Origin of the sequence: Empedobacter sp. UBA5036 (genome assembly GCF_002415215.1) — a bacterium.
GTDB lineage: Bacteria > Bacteroidota > Bacteroidia > Flavobacteriales > Weeksellaceae > Empedobacter > Empedobacter falsenii_B.
In genome coordinates, this window is sequence record NZ_DICC01000073.1 from 64483 (window position 1) to 83152 (window position 18670).

Below are 18670 nucleotides of genomic sequence, written 5' to 3' on the forward strand. Positions count from 1 at the left end.
CGTACCTTTGCATGTTACAAAATTTAATGTAACATGTTCCAAATAGGAAAAACCCTTGTATCTGAAGAACTACTAAATGAAGATTTTGTTTGTAATCTGAACAAATGTAAAGGGATTTGTTGTGTAGAAGGTGACGCAGGAGCGCCTTTGAATGATGACGAACTAACTGTATTAGACGATATTTATGAAGATGTAAAACCTTATTTGCGTCCCGAAGGAATTGCGGTGATTGAGCAAGAAGGTAAGTACACAATGGATACTGACGGCGATTGGGTAACTCCATTAGTCAATAATCGCGAATGTGCCTATTTAGTTTTCGAAGAAAATGGTTTTTCAAAATGCGGTATTGAAAAAGCATACGAAGATGGAAAGGTCGATTACAAAAAACCAATTTCTTGTCATTTGTATCCAGTTCGTGTTAAGGAATATTCAAATTTCACTTCTGTTAACTATGATGTATGGGATATCTGCTCGGATGCTTGTACCTTAGGAAAAGAATTGAAAGTGAATGTTGCAACATTTGCAAAAGATTCGTTGGTCCGAAAATTTGGACAAGAATGGTACGATGAATTAATGGCCATTCAACAAGAATTAAACAACCAAAAAAAGTAAAAAAATTATTATGTCAATAACAAGAGCAAGAAGATCTACTGACGCTATTGAAAGATTATATATCTCTATGCGTCATTTATTTCATAGAGGAGTGTACCGTCCATCTGGTGCGCCTGGAAAAATATTAAGAAATTTATTATTCGAAATTAATCCAGAAATCTACGGATCAATGACAGATCCAAACAAAGTAGAATTAAGCGGATTAATGTACGTTTTAGATCGTTTACCAGAAGGAATCGTAGAAACACCTTATGTGTCTTTTACATCTGACGAAGGCTATGATCGTTCTATTTTCACACCAATTATTCCTGCAAAACGTCGTCGTTTTTGCTATAGAATTGATGATGATCAAATGAATATCGAGATTTCTCGCGGTCGTTCTGATATCTATGATGTGTTGACGCACTTAACGTTTTTATACAATGAGGCGGATAAAATCAGAAATAGAGCATTCAGTAATGAAACACTTTCTAAAAGTAGAGCGTGGGAATTTATTGAAAATGTTGTATTCAATGAAGTTGAAATTTCTCGAAAAGAACGTGAAGTTGCTTTGATGCATTTATCGACTATTTTAGGAAGAACGTTTGAAGAAACACAAGAAATTCATCATTATTTCAGTAAAGCAGACGACAAAGATTATTTTTTCCGTGTAGTTTATTGGATGGGTTACACAAGTCAACAAGATCGTATCGGAACTAAGAAACGTGAAATTACATTTACATCAACTTTACGTGAATCGATTGGTCATCATATGATTGGAGAAAAATGGGCGAATGAAATCAAACGTGTATTATTCGAAAATAATCTTCAAGATAAAAACATTCACATCATTTCTGCTAATATGCATAGTGTGTCTAACATGTTGTATGCCTATGATGGATTAAAAAGAAAATACAAAAATGATGGTGTAGAAATTTACGAAGATTTGAGTGCGGCAAACAACAAAATGTTGCGCGATTCGTTAAATGAATACACTCAACAAAATGGTTTAGTTTACATCAAAGATCAATCAGGAACAAATATCGATGTTCAAATTATTGATTTATCTAAAGTAAACATTGCCAATTCTGCGTTTTCTTACGCAAAAGATAAGAACAATGAGGTTATTATTGTGATGGATTATGCTTTTGGTGAGCAAGCATTTGAGGCGATGGATGAGTTGTTGAAACCATACAAAGTAGGAGATGTAAAATTCAAAATGAATGTAAAATCTGTTGCGATTATGGGTAAAGCTGGTATTCTTGAAGGAATAAAAGGTGATATAATGATTGCTACAGCGCATGTTTTCGAAGGAACAACAGATAATTATGTTTTTGATAACGAATTAACCGCTGCAGATTTCGAAGGACAAGGTTTAGGTGTTTATGAAGGACCAATGATTTCGGTTTTAGGAACATCATTACAAAATAAAGACGTTTTAGAGTATTTCAAAAATTCGTCTTTCCAAGCGATTGGATTAGAAATGGAAGGTGCGCATTATCAAAAAGCGATTCAGGTTGCGTCAAAAATTAGACATCACATCGATAAAGATGTTAAAGTAATGTATGCTTATTACGCTTCTGATAATCCGTTAGAAACAGGAAGTACATTGGCTTCTGGAGGTTTAGGATTAACAGGTGTAAAACCAACTTATCTAATCACACAAAAGATATTAGAAAAAATTATTAAATAAATTCAATGAAGAATTTTTCCATTTTAGGCTACGGTCATATTGGACGTGTACATCAACAAGCGATAGAGGAAACGGAAAACGCACATTTAATTTCGGTGATTGATTTTAATTTACCAGAAGATTTACCTTTCAAAGGTTATTCAACACTTGAAAGTTTTTTGAACGAAGATCAAGAAACTGATGTTGTTGTGATTGCTACGCCAAATGGTTTGCACCGCGAACATGCGATTCGTTGTTTAAAAGCTGGGAAAAATGTTTTGATTGAAAAACCAATTGCATTAACTGTAGAAGATGCAAAGGAAATATTGAAAGTTGCGGAAGAGAAAAATCTTAGAGTTTTTACGTCGATGCAACTTCGTTTTTCTCCAGTTGTGCAATATGTAAAGAATTTGATTGACAATAATTCGTTAGGAAAAGTTTTCATGGTGAATATTAATTGCTATTGGAATCGTAACAAGAATTATTACAAGTTGCGCGAATGGCACGGAAACCAAGAAATGGACGGAGGTGTTTTGTTTACTCAATTTTCACATTTTGTTGATATCATGAATTTTTGGTTTGATGAGGTAATTTGTACAAATTCTAAAAGTTTCAATTTTACACATCAAGAAGTGACAGAATTTGATGATTCGGGTTGTGTTGATTTTACGGCTGATGGAGCAATCGGACATATGATTTATACAACGTCAGTTTTCAATAAAAATTTCGAAAGTAATATCACGCTTATTGCGGAGAAAGGAACAATTAAGATTGGAGATCAATATCTTAATCAAATGATTTATTCTGATTTAAAAAATGTGTGTTGTTCAAACAAAATTTCTACTGAACAAAAGAATTTTCATCCCAACGCCATTACCGAGATTTCTGATGCGTTAATTCGTCACAATGAATCTTTGTTAGATGGAAAATATGCTGTAAATTTAGTTAAGTTTATTTCGGATGCGAATCATTTGGCAACAGAAAATAAACAAGAACTTAAAACAGAGAACTATGAAATTTCACACTCGTAAATGGGTAAAACCCGAAGATCTTAATCCAAATAAAACACTTTTTGGAGGAAAACTTTTGGCTTGGATTGATGAAGAAGCGGCGTTATATAGCATTGTGCAATTAGAAAATTCACATGTTGTAACTAAATATATGTCGGAAATCAACTTTATGGCTTCGGCGCGTGAAGGTGATATTGTAGAAATAGGAATTGAGGTGGTGAAATTTGGAACAACTTCATTGGTTTTACAATGTGAAGTACGTAACAAAATGACGCATGAAACCATTATTACAGTCGATCGAATTACGATGGTTAATTTAGATGCAGAAGGAAAACCAAAACCGCACGGGAAAACACAAATAGAATATGTGGTGGATCGTTTAGCTGGGAAAGGTTAAAAAATTATATCAATAAAAAAGTCGAAACAATGTTTCGACTTTTTTATTTTATTCTGAATTTATTCGGCTTTTGTTTTGAACTTTTTATCGTTAAAATATAGAGATTTGAATCTTTTACTTCATAAAATAGAAGATATTCTTTAATAATTTTGACTCTAACATCTTCAAAATTTGTTTTTCTTCCAATTTCAGGAAATAAGATAATTAGATTGATTTGATTTTGAATTAATTGAAAAAGTTTTTGACTATAAATAGTTGATTTATTTCGATTTTTCCAATAATCAAGAATGTCGAATAATTCATTTTTTGCTTGAGTTGTCCAAATTATTTTTTCAACCATTCATTCATTTCTTCGTTAACAACAGAATTTGACAAAACATTGTTACTCGAAATCTGATTTTTAGCTTCTTTTATAGCAAGTTCTTCTTCTTCAGAAACTTCATAAATAGAACTTTCGGTTTGAAATTTCAATAATTCTAAAATTTCTTCTAATTTCACTTTATCATTCAGATTTGAAATTTGAAGAATTAGTTCCAATTTTAAATCAGAAATACTCATATTGTTTTGTTTTAGAATAAGATAAAGTTAATGAAAAATTTAAAACATAAAAAATCGTTGAATTTATTTAATTAAAATTCAACGATTTAGATGATATTGTAAAAAAAGATTTACTCTGCAAAAAACAACGATTTCAATTCGTGTGCATCAGCAGGATTCATTCTTCCAGCTAAAATCAAACTTAATTGTTTACGACGCAAAGCAGCTTCATAACGTTCGATCTCTTGTTCAGATTCTGGAATTAATTCAGGAACTTGAACAGGTTTATTGTCATTATCAACGGCTACAAATGTGTAAATACCGCTATTTGTTTGGTTATAAACACAATTTTCATAATCGTAAACGTAAACATCAACATAAACTTCCATCGAAGAATTAAATGCGCGAGTTACCTTAGATTCTAACTTCACCGTACTTCCCATCGGAATCGGAATGTTAAACGCAACGTGATTGACACTTGCTGTTACAACCAAAAAACTTCCACCATGCATTTTCGCAGAAATAGAAGAAATTCTGTCCATAGAAGCCAATAATTCGCCTCCGAACATGTTTCCTAAATTGTTGGTTTCATTCGGTAAAACCAAGTTTGTCATTACTGCTAACGACTCTTTTGCTGTTTTTGCTTTCGCCATAAACTTTTGTTTGTTGGATGCAAATTTCAACAAAATATTCGAGTTTTGAAACAGTTATTATCGTTGTGTTAAGTGTTTGTAATTGAGTTTTTTATTAAATCAATAAAATTTTATAGTTAAAAAATGTTAATATAGATTATTGTATTATTTCAAGTCTTACATTTGAACAGAATTATGAAAATGTTTATCACATACTTGCTATCTGCTTTGTTTCTGCTATTTTTTGCGGAAACTAAAGTGTTTGCGGGTACTCAACATTTTCAAGGAAATTTAACTTCACAGACGGTTGTTAATGATAATACACATATTTATCACGCAAGTAAAATTGTTGAGACGAAATTTTCTAAAACTTCAAATTCAAATCAATTTCAAGAATTTAATCCAAGTATCGAAACGATTGATGATGATTTTCAGACATCAAACAAAATCGATTTAGAAACTTGTATCAAACTATTAAGTGTCGTTCTGGTTTTAAACTTTATAATTCAAGGTTTAAGAAAGAAACACATCTTCTACAATAAAACCATCAAATTTTCGAGTTGTAAGTACATTTTGTTACGTACAATCAGAATTTGATTGATTTCTTAAATTTTTAAAATTACACCAAAAATTAGTGTTCAGTTCATGAATAGCTGAATGTTAACCAATTTTTGTATGTAATATTTTTTGGTAAAACTACTTCTGCCAAGAAATCCATTTCATCAAATTTTACATTTAATAGTTAGAAGAATTATGAAAAGAGTCGCATTATTTGTAGCTCTAAGTACTGTATTGTTGACAACAAGTTGTTCATCAAAAAAACAGGAAAAAGAAGAAGTGAAAGATTATCCAATCACAACGCCAATCAAAATGGATACGATTGTAGATAAGGATTATGTAGCCCAAATTCAATCGGTACGAAACATCGAAATTCGTGCGCAAGAAAAAGGTTATTTGCAAAAAGTTTTTGTGGATGAAGGTCAACATGTACAAGCTGGTCAATTGTTGTTTCGCATTATGCCTTCGATGTATCAAGCCGAATATTTAAAATCGAAAGCTGAGGTAAAAGAGGCACAAATTGAATTACAAAATTCAGCAACTTTGGCTGATAATAATGTCGTTTCTAAGAACGAAAAAGCCATTGCGCAAGCACGATTAGAAAAATCGAAAGCAGAAATGCAATTGGCTCAATTACATTTATCATTTACAGATATTCGTGCACCATTTTCTGGTGTTATTGATAGAATTCCTATGAAATTGGGAAGCTTGATTGACGAAGGAATGTTATTAACAAATTTATCTGATAACTCATCAATGTTTGCTTATTTCAACGTTTCTGAACCTGAATATTTAGATTATCAAACAAATATTCAAGATAGAGCGAATAAACAAGTTTCGTTGATTATGGCGAATAATAAACCTTTACCAGAAAAAGGTTTGGTAGAAACGATAGAAGGAGAATTTAACAACGAAACAGGAAATATTGCGTTTCGTGCACGTTTTGCAAATCCAAATCATCTGTTAAGAAATGGTGAAACAGGGAAAGTAAAAATGACAGTTCCGTTACATGATGCTTTATTAATTCCACAAAAAGCAACCTACGAAATTCAAGATAAAACCTATGTTTTTGTAGTAGATAAAAATGGTGTTGTCAAATCGAGAAATATCACGATTGGTCTAGAAATGCCTGATGTTTATGTGGTAGAAAGCGGACTTTCGGAGAAAGATAATATTTTGTTAGAGGGTGTTCAGAAAGTGAAAGATGATGATAAAATCAAAACGAAATTTATTGCACCAAGAAAAGTTCTTTCATCGTTGAAATTAAAATCAAACTAATCTAAAAAATTCAAAGTTATGTTTGATAAATTTATTCGAAGACCCGTTCTATCGATTGTCATTTCGTTGATTATAGTTTTCTTAGGAATTCTATCATTAGTCAAATTACCCGTAACGCAGTTCCCTTCAATTTCGCCACCAAAGGTGAATATTACAGCGGAATATCCGGGTGCAAATAATGAATTATTAATCAAATCGGTGGTAATTCCATTAGAACGTGCGCTAAATGGTGTTCCAGGAATGAAATATATTACATCTGATGCTGGGAATGACGGTGAAGCGTCTATTCAAGTGATATTTGATTTAGGAACTGATCCCAATATTGCAGCTGTAAATGTGCAAAACCGTGTTTCTTCGGTTGTCAATAAACTTCCGCCTTTAGTAGTTCGCGAAGGAGTGAAAATTACACGCGAAGAATCAAACATGTTGATGTACATTAACTTGTACAGTAACGATCCAAAAGCTGACCAACAATTTTTATATAATTATGCAGATATCAATATTTTATCTGAGTTGAAACGTATTAATGGAGTTGGAGATGCAGATATTTTAGGAAACCGAGAATATGCAATGCGTGTTTGGTTAAAACCAGATAGAATGCAAGCCTATAATATTTCTGCGGATGATGTGATGAAAGCGTTGGATGAACAAAGTATTGAAGCTTCGCCTGGTAAAACTGGAGAAAGTTCTGGAAAACGTTCAGAAGCTTTTGAATATGTGTTAAAATATTCAGGTCGATATAACACAAAAGAACAATATGGAAATATCATTTTAAGAGCAAATCCTGATGGAGAAATATTGCGTTTAAAAGATGTTGCTAATATAGAATTCGGAAGTTCGATGTATGACATTTACTCAACATTGAACGGAAAACCTTCTGCCGCAATTGTGATAAAACAATCGTATGGAAGTAATGCCAGTGAAGTCATCAAAAACATCAAAGCATTAATGGCAGATTTGAAAGAAAATAATTTGCCAAAAGGAATGGATTACGAGATTTCATATGACGTTTCAAAATTCTTAGATGCTTCGATGGAAAAAGTGGTACACACACTTTTTGAAGCTTTCGTTTTAGTTGGTATTGTGGTGTTTTTATTCTTAGGAGATTGGCGTTCTACATTGATTCCTGCGTTAGCGGTTCCTGTTTCTTTGGTCGGAACTTTTGCGTTGATGAGTTTCTTTGGAATTACATTAAACTTGATTTCCCTTTTTGCTTTAGTTATGGCGATTGGAGTCGTCGTCGATGATGCGATTGTGGTGATAGAGGCGGTTCACGCCAAGATGGAAGAGAAAAATCTCTCGCCTTTACGAGCGACGGAAGAAGCGATGCGCGAAATTAGTGGAGCAATTATCGCAATTACATTTGTAATGGCAGCCGTGTTTATTCCAGTTGCGTTTATGTCTGGACCTGTTGGTATTTTTTATCGTCAATTTTCGATTACGATGGCGACATCAATTATTTTATCAGGTATTGTTGCCTTAACGCTTACACCAGCTTTGTGTGCAATGATTTTGAAAAATAATCATGATCAACCAAGAAAGAAAACAATGTTAAATAAATTTTTGTTGAAGTTTAATAATTTGTTCAACAAAGGTTCTTTTAAATACGAAAAAGTTTTAACCAAAACAGTTAACATACGAACTGTTACATTCGGAATTTTACTTGCATTTTGCGCTGGAGTTTTCTTTTTGAATAATAGTTTGCCTTCTGGATTTATTCCAAACGAAGACCAAGGAATGTTTTATGCAATTATTCAAACACCTCCAGGTTCTACGTTAGAAAGAACGAATGAAGTTTCTCAAAAATTACAAAAAATAGCGGAAGGAATTGATGGCGTTTCATCAGTTTCATCTTTGGCTGGTTATGAGATTTTGACAGAAGGTACAGGAGCAAACTCTGGAACTTGTTTAATTAACTTGAAAAGTTGGGACGAACGTTCTAAGTCTGCGGAAGAAATCATCAAAGAATTAGAAGAAAAAGCTGGAAATATTAATGGTGCGAATATCGAATATTTTCAACCACCATCTGTTCCTGGATATGGAGCTGCAGGAGGTTTCGAGTTGAGATTATTGGATAAAGCGGGTAGTGGAGATTATCATAAAATGGAAGAAGTGAGCCGTGATTTTATAAAAGAATTAACTCGTCGTCCAGAATTGAGCTCTGTATTCACATTTTATAGTGCTTCCTTTCCTCAATATGTCTTGAAAATTGATAATGATATTGCCGAACAAAAAGGAGTTTCGATCGAAAATGCGATGGATAATTTATCAACATTAGTTGGTTCTAATTACGAAACAAGTTTCATCAAATTTGACCGACCTTATAAAGTGATGGTACAAGCTTCGCCAGAATATCGTGCGCTACCGGAAGATTTATTGAAATTGTATGTGAAAAATGATCAAGGTGAAATGGTTCCATATTCAGCTTTCATGAAAATTGAAAAAGTATATGGTTTATCAGAAATTACGCGTCACAATATGTATAATGCAGCAGAAATTAGTGGTACGCCAGCTTCTGGTTATAGTAGTGGACAAGCGATTGCAGCGATTAATGAAGTAGCTAAGAATACTTTGCCTCGTGGTTTTGGAATTGATTGGGCAGGAATATCGAAAGATGAGGTTTCTCGTGGAAATGAAGCAGTGATTATTTTCGCCATTTGTTTAATTTTCGTTTACATGATTTTAGCAGCACAATACGAAAGTTTTATTTTGCCTTTACCAGTTATCATTTCACTACCAACAGGGATTTTCGGAGCATTTTTCTTCTTGAAATTATTAGGATTAGAAAATAATATTTATGCACAAGTTGCAATGGTGATGTTGATTGGACTTCTCGGTAAAAATGCGGTGTTGATTATTGAGTTTGCAGTACAAAAACATAACGAAGGTTTATCAATTGTAAAATCAGCGATTGAAGGTGCGGGTGTTCGTTTCCGTCCAATTTTGATGACATCATTTGCGTTTATTGCAGGTCTTATTCCGTTGGTTATTGCTTCTGGTCCGGGAGCAGTAGGAAATAGAACAATTGGTACTGCTGCTGCAGGCGGAATGTTGTTCGGAACTATTTTCGGGTTGTTTATTGTACCCGGTTTATATGTTGCGTTTGGCGCTTTGGCGGATAAAATGCAATTGGTGAAATATGAAGATGAAAATCCTTTAACAGAAGAAATCACGGAAGATGAATAAAAATAGTTTAAAAAATATAATTGCAATAAGTCTTTTTGGAACAATGATTTGGAGCTGTAAAGCTCCTGCGGTAAGCAAAGAGATTGAAAATCATCAAGCACCAAAAATTCCAGAAGCTTATCAAAATGTGCAAAATGATGATGCACCAAGTTCTGGGTTGACGCCTTGGAAACAATTTTTTACTGATCCAAATTTGGTCGTTTTGATTGAAGAAGCGTTAAAAAATAACCAAGAATTGATGATTACACTTCAAGAAATTGAGATTTCTAAAAATGAAGTGTTGTACAAAAACGGAAAATTATCGCCAAATGTTTCAGCAAATGCAGGAATTGGAGTTGAGAAAGTTGGTCGTTATACAAGTCAAGGTGCTGGTGATGCCTCGACTGAGATAAAACCTGGGAAAGAAATGCCTGATCCTTTGATGGATTATGCGATTGGGTTGAGTGCTGATTGGGAAGTTGATATTTGGAAAAAATTACGTAATTCGAAAGACGCTTCGATTGCGCGATATTTATCAACGGTGGAAGGAAAGAATTTTGTTTTGACAAATTTGATTTCTGAAATCGCTTCGTCTTATTATGAATTATTGTCTTTGGACGGCCAATTAGATTTAATTCATCGAAATATTGAGTTGCAAAAAGAATCACTGCGTGTGGTGAAAATTCAGAAAGAAGCAGCGCGTGAAACTGAATTAGCGGTGAAAAAATTTGAAGCAGAATTATTAAAATCTGAAAGTGAAGAGTTTAATATTAAACAAGATATTACAGAAACTGAGAATAGAATTAATGCATTATTGGGAAGATATCCGCAAACGATAAAACGTGATGGTTCTTCATTTATGGATTTGATTCCGCAAACAATGCATGCAGGAATTCCGTCTGAATTATTATCGAATCGTCCTGATATCAAGCAAGCAGAACTAGAATTGAAAGCTTCTGCATTGGATGTAAAAGTGGCTCGTGCAGAGTTTTATCCGTCACTTAATATTTCTGCGGCTTTAGGATTAAATGCTTTCAAACCTTCTTATTTGGTAAAAATGCCAGAGTCAATTCTATACTCATTGGCAGGAGAATTAGCTGCGCCTTTAATTAATAAAAGTGCGATAAAAGCGGAGTTTAATACAGCAAATGCTCATCAAATACAAGCGTTGTACGAATATGATAAAACAATTTTAAATGCTTATTTAGAAGTGTCAAATCAAATGTCGAAGATTAATAATTTAGAACAAAGTTATTCTTACAAAGACAAACAAGCGAAAGCACTTGTAGAATCTATTGATATTGCGAATCAATTGTTCAAAAATAATCGTGCAGATTATTTGGAAGTGTTAACAACTCAACGTGATTTATTGGATGCAAAAATGGAATTAATCGAAACAAAAGAAAAACAATTAAGTACAGTTGTCGCTATTTACAAAAGTTTAGGCGGAGGCTGGAAGTAGTTTTCATATTCATTCTAACAAAGAAATAAGCTGCCTTTTGGGCAGCTTATTTCGATTTATATTGTATTGAAATGATAAATTAATTTTCAGTTCTAACCCAAGTTCCAGGAGACTTTTTATTCACATCATTCATATATTTTTGTGCTTCTTCTATGTTATTAAAACTGTTATATGTAACATAATAATAGCGACCTTTTACATAAGAAATTCCAGCATCTTTGTAACCTTGTTTTTTCAATTCTCCAACCAAACGATCAGCATCTTCTTGACGTTTTAGCGAAGCCGCAATTACTTGATATTTTTTATTGCTAGATTTTGCAGTTGTTTTAGTTGTAATTTCTTTTTTGTCCTCAACTTTCTTTTCAGCTGTTTTAGGAGCTTCAACTTTCGTTAATTTTTTTGTTTCTGTTTTTACAACTTCTTTTGTCGAAGGTTTTTCCTTTACAATTGCCGTAATCTCCTTTTCAGTCTCATTCACTTTTGTTTCCTTTACAACTGTAATTTCAACTTTTTTAGGCGTTTCAATTGTATCTGTTTTCGTTACGGTTTCAGCAATTTGATATTCAACCAAAGAAGGTTCAGCAATCGTTTGTGGCATATTATACACATCGTATTGCACTGTAGGCTTTTCAGTTTTTGTTGCGTCATCTTTACCAATCATTGGTAAAACCAAACCGCTCCATTGCTCCGTTACGAATTCTTGCACGGGTTGCGGCGTATTAAAATATAGGAAGCCACCAACAATAATGGGAATTAATGAGGCTGCGGCTAAAAATTTTGACATGTGTTTGTTAGAGGTTTTAGTTTTAGACGAATCTAAAATGTAATTGGCTTGTAAATTTGAAAGACCGTAAGCGGCGATGAAATAATTTTGAGCATTTTCTGGTTTGAAGTCAATTTTTCCAGCGTCATTAAATTGTAATGATCCGATATTTTGTAAGGTTAAAACTTTTCCATTTTTCAAATGTTCTTGCCAAAAATAAACTTGTTCATTCAAAAATGTTTGCGCATTTTCAAAAGACATTGGCTCATCTTCTACAATTTTATTCACCAAAACACCATCACTTTTTGTTAAAGTTGTATTGAAAGAAAGCTCTTTTCTTGGCGGAATAAATGTGTTTGTTTGCTCGTCAAACGCCACATTAGCAGTGTTTGAGATAAACGCACCAAAGTTTGGAACGATTACACAATCGTGCTGAAATAATAATTGACTAATATGCTCTTCTAACCTCATACTACGAAATTAACATTTTTTTTAGATTTAGCAAAAAAATAAATACTTAAAATTATTCTTAGTTGGTTTAATATTAATAATTTAACAAAATGCAAACCGATTTACCATATATTTTAGCACTTTCTTTTCAGAAAGGAATTGGCGATATCACAGCTCGAAAAATTATTCAATTTTTTGGTTCGGCAGAGGCTGCTTGGAATTGTAAACCAAAAGATTTGATGCAAATTTCGGGAATTGGACAACAAATAAGCAAAGATTTTGGAAATAAAAAATGGTTAGATTTAGCTTTTAACGAAATAGAATATTGTAAAAATAATCAAATCAATATTTTAACTTTTTATGATGAAGCTTATCCACAATTGTTAAAAGAATGTATTGATGCACCTTTGGTGATTTTTTGCAAAGGAAATTTAGAATTTAATCAATTCAATAATAAAAAGATTTCGATTGTTGGCACTCGAAAAATGACTAATTATGGACGAAATTTTATTACTGAATTAATCGAAGGTTTAGCAGATTTTGATGTGACGATTGTAAGTGGATTAGCGTATGGTTGCGATATAGAAGCGCATACAAATGCGCTCAAAAATAATGTTGCAACGTGGTCGGTAATGGGAACAAATTTTGAACGAATTTATCCTGCTGCTCATAAAAAAGTTGCTGTTGAGATGTTACAAAAAGGTGGTTGGATTACAGAACAACCTAGTTTTAAAGCGGTCGTTCCCGAAGCTTTTTTGCAACGAAATCGGATTATTGCAGGCTTATCAGATATTACAATTGTGGTAGAATCTGCTTTTAAAGGTGGAAGTTTGGTGACTGCAAAATTTGCAAATGAATATAATCGTGAAGTGTTTGCTTTGCCAGGAAAATCAACCGATGCGTTGAGTATTGGGTGCAATTATTTGATAAAATCTCATCAGGCTTATTTGGTCGAAAATTCGAAAGATATTATTGATTATTTTAACTTCAATTCGAAGAAGAAACCAAAGCAAATAGATTTGTTTATTGAGTTTTCTGATGATGAAAATTTAATTGTAAATTATCTCAAAACGAATGGAAAACAACATATTGATAAAATGTCTTTTGACCTAAATTTGAAATCCTACGAATTGATGCCAACCTTATTAGATTTGGAATTAAAGCAAATAATTTCGACACTTCCAGGCAAATTTTATGATTTATTGTAACAAGCAATACAATTTTTAGCAAGTTATTTTGTTATAAATTACAGTATTTTTGTGCATTATGAAGACAAAATTGTTCATTTTCATCACCATGATTTTCACAAGTTTAAACGCTCAAAATGATAAAGTGCGTTGGACTGATCTTTTTTCTTACAATAATGTGAAATTGTTGGAAGAAGTAAATGGTGTGATTTATTGTGGAACTGAAAACGGAATTTTCTTGTTCAATCCTCAAAATCCAACAAGTGATTGGATTAAGCTAAATAAAACCAATTTCTTGAACAATGTTGGGGTTTCTGCAATGGCTTATGACAAAGATTCTGATTCGTTTTTAGTTGGTTATGAAAATGGAGGTTTAGATTTATTGAAATCTGGAGAATCGACAATGGTTTTGGATATCAAATGGAATGGTTTTTCGGGAGATAAAAAAGTCAATCATATTTTTATAAATGATGGAATTGCGTTTATTTCTGGAGCTTTTGGAATTGTTTCTTTCGACTTAAAAGAGGAAGAATTTAAAGAAACAACACGTACAAATACAGCTGTTGTAAATGATGCAACAATTAACGGAACAACTCTTTATATTGCAACAGATAAAGGAATCTATTCGAGCGAATTATCGGATAAGAATTTGAATAATCCAGATTTTACAAATAGAAAAATTTGGAAAGAAGAAATTGTTGGTCAAAATGTTACAAATATAGAATTATTTGAAAATGAGATTTATTATTCGGTAAACAATGAATTAAAATTATTAAGAGGAACTTCTACTCCTTTTAATTTGATTAAAGAGTTAAAATCGTCGAATGGTAAATTAATTATTACTCAGAATAATCAAATTTCTGTTTTCAAAGGAGATAATTACCCTTTAATTGATGAAGATGGAAATGAAATAAATTTCAATTCAGGAATTTTTATTAACAATATTTATTTTGGAGGTTCAGTAAATCATGGAATTATTAATTTATCTAATCATAAAGAATTTTATCCTGATGGACCTTTTACCAATAAAGCTTGGTCTGTAACGACAAAAAGTGGGAAAGTATGGATTGCACCTGGAGGAACAGAAAGTTATTCAAACGTATTAGAAAATAATGATGGATTCTTTTATTATGACACTAAAAAATGGAATAACTTTCTTTCAAAAGATATTTTTGATATTCGAGATGTTTTAAGAATCGCTCCTCATCCAGATAAAGATAAAAATACATTTATAGTTTCATCATTTAATAAATATGGACGTGATAAAAATGGAAGAACTGATTTATTAGAATTTGATGTAGATTTAATACCTAAGAAAATTATTAACGATCAGTTTCCAAGTTCTAGAATTTCGGGCTTGGCTTATGATAAGTTAGGAAATTTACATATTGGAGCTTCATATCCTGATGGTAAATCGCCTGATTATCAGTCTGTGTATTATGTAGAGAGAAATGCAAATGGTACTTGGAAAAGTTATGATGTTGATAAAACTTCTCCAATAGTAGCACTTTCTCCTGATTTTTCTGATGTTTATACCTATTATGCAAGCGGTAGACAAGGAGGTGGGGTTACAGTTTTAGACAAAAAATATGAAATTGTAACAACAATGACAACTTCAAATAAGCTACCAATTAATAATGTTCTGACTGTTGCAAATGACAAATCAAATAATTTATGGATTGGGACAGAACAAGGTTTAGTCGTTTTGTACGGAGCTGATAATGCTGTAAGTTCTAATAATATTGTCGCAGAACCAATTGTGATTATTCAAGATGGAATTCCAGAGGCGTTGTTAACAGATGTTGGGATTTATGCGATAAAAGTGGATAATGCAAACAATAAATGGATTGCTACTAATGGAGCGGGCGTTTATTATGTTTCGGATAGTGGAGAGTCGACGAAATTGCATTTTACTTCTAAGAACTCACCTTTACCTTCGGATATTGTGTACGATGTTTCCATAGACGAATCGACAGGAAAAGTATTTTTTGCAACAGAAAAAGGTGTGGTTTCGTATAATGGAGATGTGTCGACAGAAGCGAATAATTTTAACAATGCAATTGCGTATCCAAATCCTTATCGACCAGAATATAAAGGGAATGTTACGATAAAAAATCTTCCAAATCGTGCGTTGGTTAAGATTACAGATATTGTTGGAAATTTACTTTTTGAGAAAAAAGCCGAAGGAGGAATTGTAGAATGGAATACAAATAATGTAAAAGGAAAGCCCGTAGCTTCTGGGATTTACTTAGTTTTGATGACAAATGCAGATGGTACAGAAACCAAAACATTGAAAATTGCAGTTGTCCGTTAATGAAAATTTTAGAAACCAAAGCCATTGTACTTTCGAGCTTAAAATATGGTGACACGAGTTTAATTATACGTTGTTATACACAAGATTTTGGCTTAAAATCATTTATAGCAAAAGGAGTTTTCTCCAAAAAAAAGCGAAATACTTCGTTGTATTTTCCGCTAGCAGAAATAGATTTGAGCTTACAACCGAAATCAAATGAACAACAATTGGTTTTCTTAAAATCAGCACAAACATCACATTATTATGAATCGTTGCATTTTCATCCTATCAAATCTGCGATTGTTTTTTTCTTGGCTGAGATTCTGAACTTAGTTTTAAAAGAAGAATCAGATAATCCTGAATTATATTTTTACATCGAACATTCGCTAAAAGAATTTGATCAAAAGAAAGACGATTTTGCAGATTTTCATTTGATTTTTTTGATTCAATTATCTCATTTTCTTGGTTTTTATCCAAACTTAGAAATTGACGGAAATCTATTCGATTTAGAAAATGGTTTTTTTACCAATTCAAATTCATCCATCAATATGTTGAAAGCAGATGAAACTGTTTTGTTCAAAAAATTGTTAGAATTACATTTTTCCGAAGATTCAAAAAATACATTCAATCAATCACAACGTTCTCTCTTACTCGAAATTCTAGTGAAGTATTATCAAATTCACACCAATAATTTCAAAAAGCCTAAATCATTACAAGTTTTACACGAATTGTTTAGTTAGAATATTAAGAAAATTTTTTTACTTTTTATCTATTAATCTTTTCGGTATTTTTTTATACAAAACGCTTATGTCAAAAGGTTTAAATTCATATAAATTATTAATAGATTTACCTGATTGTGATTTTTTTGAATAATAACTTTTACTATTAAAAAAATGAATAGATTTAGAATTAATAATTTTTCCTTTTTCTTCAGCTAAAAAAAGTCTTCCATGTATATTATAAAACCACTGTATAGTAATCGTATCATTTTTTATTTCATATTTACCCCAATTCCATAAAAAGATATTAGCATTACTTTGCTTGTCAGTATCAATTTTCATATTGCTAAATTTTACTAATTGCTCTTCTTTTATTCTAATATCGCACTCCAAATCAACCGGACTTCCACAGTCATTTATTCCGTAACCGGTATTTGGTATATGAGCAATTCCATTATTAAGTAAGACTAACATTGTTATTCCACCATCTTTTTCATATTGTCTGTAATAATATCCATTTGTTTCAATATGATTTGTGATTTTAGGGTAATCACCTTTTATTAGATATTTTTTATTATATAAGGGAGTACATGAATTAATGATTAACATTCCGATGAAAAGAAATAGGATTTTTTTTAACATAAACTAAATTTAATATTGTAAATTAAAACTAATATAATTTACAAAAATCTCCCGAAATAAATTCTAACAAATCTTTAAAACAAAGAATAAATAAAACTCCATATATTTGCTATAGTTAAAAGCATTCACAATGAAATTCAATACAAAAGCGATACACGGAGGTCAACAACATGACCCTTCAACAGGAGCCGTAATGACTCCAATTTACCAAACATCAACATTCGCGCAAAGATCACCAGGAGATTACAAAGGATACGAATATTCTCGTGGCGCAAATCCAACAAGAACTGCTTTAGAAAATGCATTAGCATCTATCGAAGGTGGAGTTGCAGGTTTTGCATTTGGTTCTGGTTTAGCCGCAATCGATGGTGTTTTAAAATTGTTCAAACCAGGTGATGAAATCATCGCGATGGACGATTTATACGGAGGTTCTTACCGTTTGTTTACACGTGTTTATGAAAAATTTGGTTTGAAATTCCATTTCGTAGATATGACAAATGTTGAGGCTGTTGTCGCTTTAATCAATGATAATACAAAAATGGTTTGGGTTGAAACGCCTACAAATCCATTGATGAAAGTGGTTGACATCAAAGCTGTAAATGATGCTGTAAAATCAAAAAAAGCAGATATTTTAGTAGCTGTTGATAATACATTTGCGTCGCCATATTTACAGCGTCCAATTGAGTTGGGAGCTGATATCGTAATGCATTCGGCAACGAAATATTTAGGAGGTCACTCAGATTTAGTTGCGGGAGCAATTGTGGTTAATTCGGAACAATTAGCAACTGATGTTCACTTCAATTTATTTGCAACTGGAGGAATTTTAGGACCACAAGATTCTTACTTAGTTTTACGTGGAATCAAAACATTGGCTGTTCGTATGGATCGTCACTGTTCTAATGGAATGAAGATCGCTCAGTTTTTAGAAGCTCATCCAAAAGTTGCGCACACGTATTATCCAGGTTTGGAAAATCATCCACAACACGAAATTGCGAAAAAGCAAATGAAAGATTTCGGAGGAATGGTGACGTTTACGTTGACTTCTGGTAAGAAAGAAGATGCTTTCAAAATTTTAGAAAACTTAAAAGTTTTCACTTTGGCTGAATCTTTAGGAGGAGTTGAATCATTAGCAAATCACCCAGCTACGATGACACATGCGTCTATTCCAGCAGAAAAACGTGCTGAAATTGGTATTACAGATGATTTAATTCGTTTGTCTGTTGGTATCGAAGATATAGATGATTTATTAGAAGATTTAGAACAAGTTTTGAACTTGATTTAATGGATAAATAAAATAATAAAAAAACGGAATCT

At 32.3% G+C, this 18670-nt stretch carries 17 protein-coding genes; 12 read left to right on the forward strand and 5 right to left on the reverse strand.

Going from position 1 to position 18670, the window contains the following annotated elements; translation table 11 throughout:
• Positions 1 to 33: 33 nt before the first annotated feature.
• From B4J88_RS13950 to B4J88_RS13965, 4 genes are read left to right on the forward strand one after another with little or no spacing between them, the layout of a single operon-like run.
• On the forward strand, positions 34 to 612 hold the full coding sequence (locus B4J88_RS13950; RefSeq protein ID WP_038336749.1) for a DUF3109 family protein: 579 nt from the start codon (positions 34 to 36) through the stop codon (positions 610 to 612).
• A gap of 10 nt (positions 613 to 622) precedes the next feature.
• Entirely contained in the window at positions 623 to 2284 is a 1662-nt protein-coding gene (locus tag B4J88_RS13955) for a DUF6909 family protein (protein ID WP_114998180.1), read from the forward strand.
• Between the two features lie 5 nt (positions 2285 to 2289).
• Positions 2290 to 3294 (forward strand): Gfo/Idh/MocA family protein, encoded by a 1005-nt coding sequence (locus B4J88_RS13960; protein ID WP_291052149.1) that lies wholly within the window; start codon positions 2290 to 2292, stop codon positions 3292 to 3294.
• Positions 3275 to 3670: an acyl-CoA thioesterase gene (locus B4J88_RS13965; RefSeq protein WP_038336752.1), complete on the forward strand. Its 396-nt coding sequence runs from the start codon at positions 3275 to 3277 to the stop codon at positions 3668 to 3670. The genes B4J88_RS13960 and B4J88_RS13965 overlap by 20 nt, the downstream gene beginning before the upstream one ends.
• 43 nt (positions 3671 to 3713) lie before the next feature.
• Here the strand turns inward: B4J88_RS13965 and B4J88_RS13970 are convergent, their stop codons facing one another.
• The 3 genes from B4J88_RS13970 to B4J88_RS13980 all read right to left on the reverse strand — a co-directional run bounded on the left by B4J88_RS13970 (position 3714) and on the right by B4J88_RS13980 (position 4860).
• The gene (locus tag B4J88_RS13970; protein ID WP_280049943.1) at positions 3714 to 4010 is read right to left on the reverse strand and encodes a type II toxin-antitoxin system RelE/ParE family toxin; all 297 of its coding nucleotides are present in this window, start codon (positions 4008 to 4010) and stop codon (positions 3714 to 3716) included.
• Positions 3995 to 4228, reverse strand: coding sequence for a hypothetical protein (locus B4J88_RS13975; RefSeq protein WP_038336755.1), 234 nt, complete (start codon positions 4226 to 4228; stop codon positions 3995 to 3997). The genes B4J88_RS13970 and B4J88_RS13975 overlap by 16 nt, the downstream gene beginning before the upstream one ends.
• A gap of 110 nt (positions 4229 to 4338) precedes the next feature.
• Positions 4339 to 4860, reverse strand: coding sequence for an acyl-CoA thioesterase (locus B4J88_RS13980; RefSeq protein WP_286473820.1), 522 nt, complete (start codon positions 4858 to 4860; stop codon positions 4339 to 4341).
• 180 nt (positions 4861 to 5040) lie between these two features.
• Here B4J88_RS13980 and B4J88_RS13985 point away from each other — a divergent pair, with 180 nt between their 5' ends.
• The 4 genes from B4J88_RS13985 to B4J88_RS14000 all read left to right on the forward strand — a co-directional run bounded on the left by B4J88_RS13985 (position 5041) and on the right by B4J88_RS14000 (position 11302).
• On the forward strand, positions 5041 to 5436 hold the full coding sequence (locus B4J88_RS13985; RefSeq protein ID WP_180905720.1) for a hypothetical protein: 396 nt from the start codon (positions 5041 to 5043) through the stop codon (positions 5434 to 5436).
• Between the two features lie 156 nt (positions 5437 to 5592).
• Positions 5593 to 6675 carry an efflux RND transporter periplasmic adaptor subunit gene (locus B4J88_RS13990; RefSeq protein ID WP_219034048.1) on the forward strand — a complete coding sequence of 361 codons (1083 nt, stop codon included), beginning with the start codon at positions 5593 to 5595 and terminating at the stop codon, positions 6673 to 6675.
• A gap of 18 nt (positions 6676 to 6693) precedes the next feature.
• On the forward strand, positions 6694 to 9861 hold the full coding sequence (locus B4J88_RS13995; protein WP_291067871.1) for an efflux RND transporter permease subunit: 3168 nt from the start codon (positions 6694 to 6696) through the stop codon (positions 9859 to 9861).
• Positions 9854 to 11302: a TolC family protein gene (locus tag B4J88_RS14000; RefSeq protein WP_291067872.1), complete on the forward strand. Its 1449-nt coding sequence runs from the start codon at positions 9854 to 9856 to the stop codon at positions 11300 to 11302. The genes B4J88_RS13995 and B4J88_RS14000 overlap by 8 nt, the downstream gene beginning before the upstream one ends.
• A gap of 79 nt (positions 11303 to 11381) precedes the next feature.
• Here the strand turns inward: B4J88_RS14000 and B4J88_RS14005 are convergent, their stop codons facing one another.
• Entirely contained in the window at positions 11382 to 12536 is a 1155-nt protein-coding gene (locus B4J88_RS14005) for an SPOR domain-containing protein (protein ID WP_280050650.1), read from the reverse strand.
• An 89-nt stretch (positions 12537 to 12625) separates the two neighbouring features.
• Between B4J88_RS14005 and dprA the strand changes: the two genes are divergently transcribed.
• Genes dprA through recO form a run of 3 tightly spaced genes read left to right on the forward strand, consistent with a single transcriptional unit; the run spans position 12626 to position 16735 of the window.
• Complete coding sequence (dprA, locus tag B4J88_RS14010; protein WP_280050649.1) at positions 12626 to 13723, forward strand: DNA-processing protein DprA; 1098 nt, start codon at positions 12626 to 12628, stop codon at positions 13721 to 13723.
• Positions 13724 to 13781: 58 nt separating this feature from the next.
• On the forward strand, positions 13782 to 16016 hold the full coding sequence (locus B4J88_RS14015) for a two-component regulator propeller domain-containing protein (RefSeq protein WP_291067873.1): 2235 nt from the start codon (positions 13782 to 13784) through the stop codon (positions 16014 to 16016).
• On the forward strand, positions 16016 to 16735 hold the full coding sequence (recO, locus tag B4J88_RS14020) for a DNA repair protein RecO (RefSeq protein WP_180905726.1): 720 nt from the start codon (positions 16016 to 16018) through the stop codon (positions 16733 to 16735). The genes B4J88_RS14015 and recO overlap by 1 nt, the downstream gene beginning before the upstream one ends.
• Positions 16736 to 16753: 18 nt before the next feature.
• On the opposite strand, the gene B4J88_RS14025 is transcribed toward recO, so the two are convergent.
• A complete protein-coding gene (locus tag B4J88_RS14025; protein WP_114998149.1) occupies positions 16754 to 17356 on the reverse strand; it encodes a hypothetical protein in 603 nt (200 codons plus the stop codon).
• A 130-nt stretch (positions 17357 to 17486) separates the two neighbouring features.
• On the opposite strand from B4J88_RS14025, the gene B4J88_RS14030 reads away from it, so the two are divergent.
• Positions 17487 to 18638, forward strand: coding sequence for a cystathionine gamma-synthase (locus B4J88_RS14030; RefSeq protein WP_114998146.1), 1152 nt, complete (start codon positions 17487 to 17489; stop codon positions 18636 to 18638).
• Positions 18639 to 18670: the final 32 nt, after the last annotated feature.

Bases quoted from the DNA above. Each gene is read 5' to 3' on its own strand.
- B4J88_RS13960 (WP_291052149.1), top strand. From the start codon at position 2,290: ATGAAGAATTTTTCCATTTTAGGCTACGGTCATATTGGACGTGTACAT.
- B4J88_RS13980 (WP_286473820.1), bottom strand. From the start codon at position 4,860: ATGGCGAAAGCAAAAACAGCAAAAGAGTCGTTAGCAGTAATGACAAAC.
- B4J88_RS14000 (WP_291067872.1), top strand. From the start codon at position 9,854: ATGAATAAAAATAGTTTAAAAAATATAATTGCAATAAGTCTTTTTGGA.
- B4J88_RS13990 (WP_219034048.1), top strand. From the start codon at position 5,593: ATGAAAAGAGTCGCATTATTTGTAGCTCTAAGTACTGTATTGTTGACA.
- B4J88_RS13995 (WP_291067871.1), top strand. From the start codon at position 6,694: ATGTTTGATAAATTTATTCGAAGACCCGTTCTATCGATTGTCATTTCG.
- B4J88_RS13965 (WP_038336752.1), top strand. From the start codon at position 3,275: ATGAAATTTCACACTCGTAAATGGGTAAAACCCGAAGATCTTAATCCA.
- B4J88_RS14025 (WP_114998149.1), bottom strand. From the start codon at position 17,356: ATGTTAAAAAAAATCCTATTTCTTTTCATCGGAATGTTAATCATTAAT.
- B4J88_RS13985 (WP_180905720.1), top strand. From the start codon at position 5,041: ATGTTTATCACATACTTGCTATCTGCTTTGTTTCTGCTATTTTTTGCG.
- B4J88_RS13950 (WP_038336749.1), top strand. From the start codon at position 34: ATGTTCCAAATAGGAAAAACCCTTGTATCTGAAGAACTACTAAATGAA.
- B4J88_RS14005 (WP_280050650.1), bottom strand. From the start codon at position 12,536: ATGAGGTTAGAAGAGCATATTAGTCAATTATTATTTCAGCACGATTGT.
- recO (WP_180905726.1), top strand. From the start codon at position 16,016: ATGAAAATTTTAGAAACCAAAGCCATTGTACTTTCGAGCTTAAAATAT.
- B4J88_RS14015 (WP_291067873.1), top strand. From the start codon at position 13,782: ATGAAGACAAAATTGTTCATTTTCATCACCATGATTTTCACAAGTTTA.
- B4J88_RS13970 (WP_280049943.1), bottom strand. From the start codon at position 4,010: ATGGTTGAAAAAATAATTTGGACAACTCAAGCAAAAAATGAATTATTC.
- dprA (WP_280050649.1), top strand. From the start codon at position 12,626: ATGCAAACCGATTTACCATATATTTTAGCACTTTCTTTTCAGAAAGGA.
- B4J88_RS13975 (WP_038336755.1), bottom strand. From the start codon at position 4,228: ATGAGTATTTCTGATTTAAAATTGGAACTAATTCTTCAAATTTCAAAT.
- B4J88_RS13955 (WP_114998180.1), top strand. From the start codon at position 623: ATGTCAATAACAAGAGCAAGAAGATCTACTGACGCTATTGAAAGATTA.
- B4J88_RS14030 (WP_114998146.1), top strand. From the start codon at position 17,487: ATGAAATTCAATACAAAAGCGATACACGGAGGTCAACAACATGACCCT.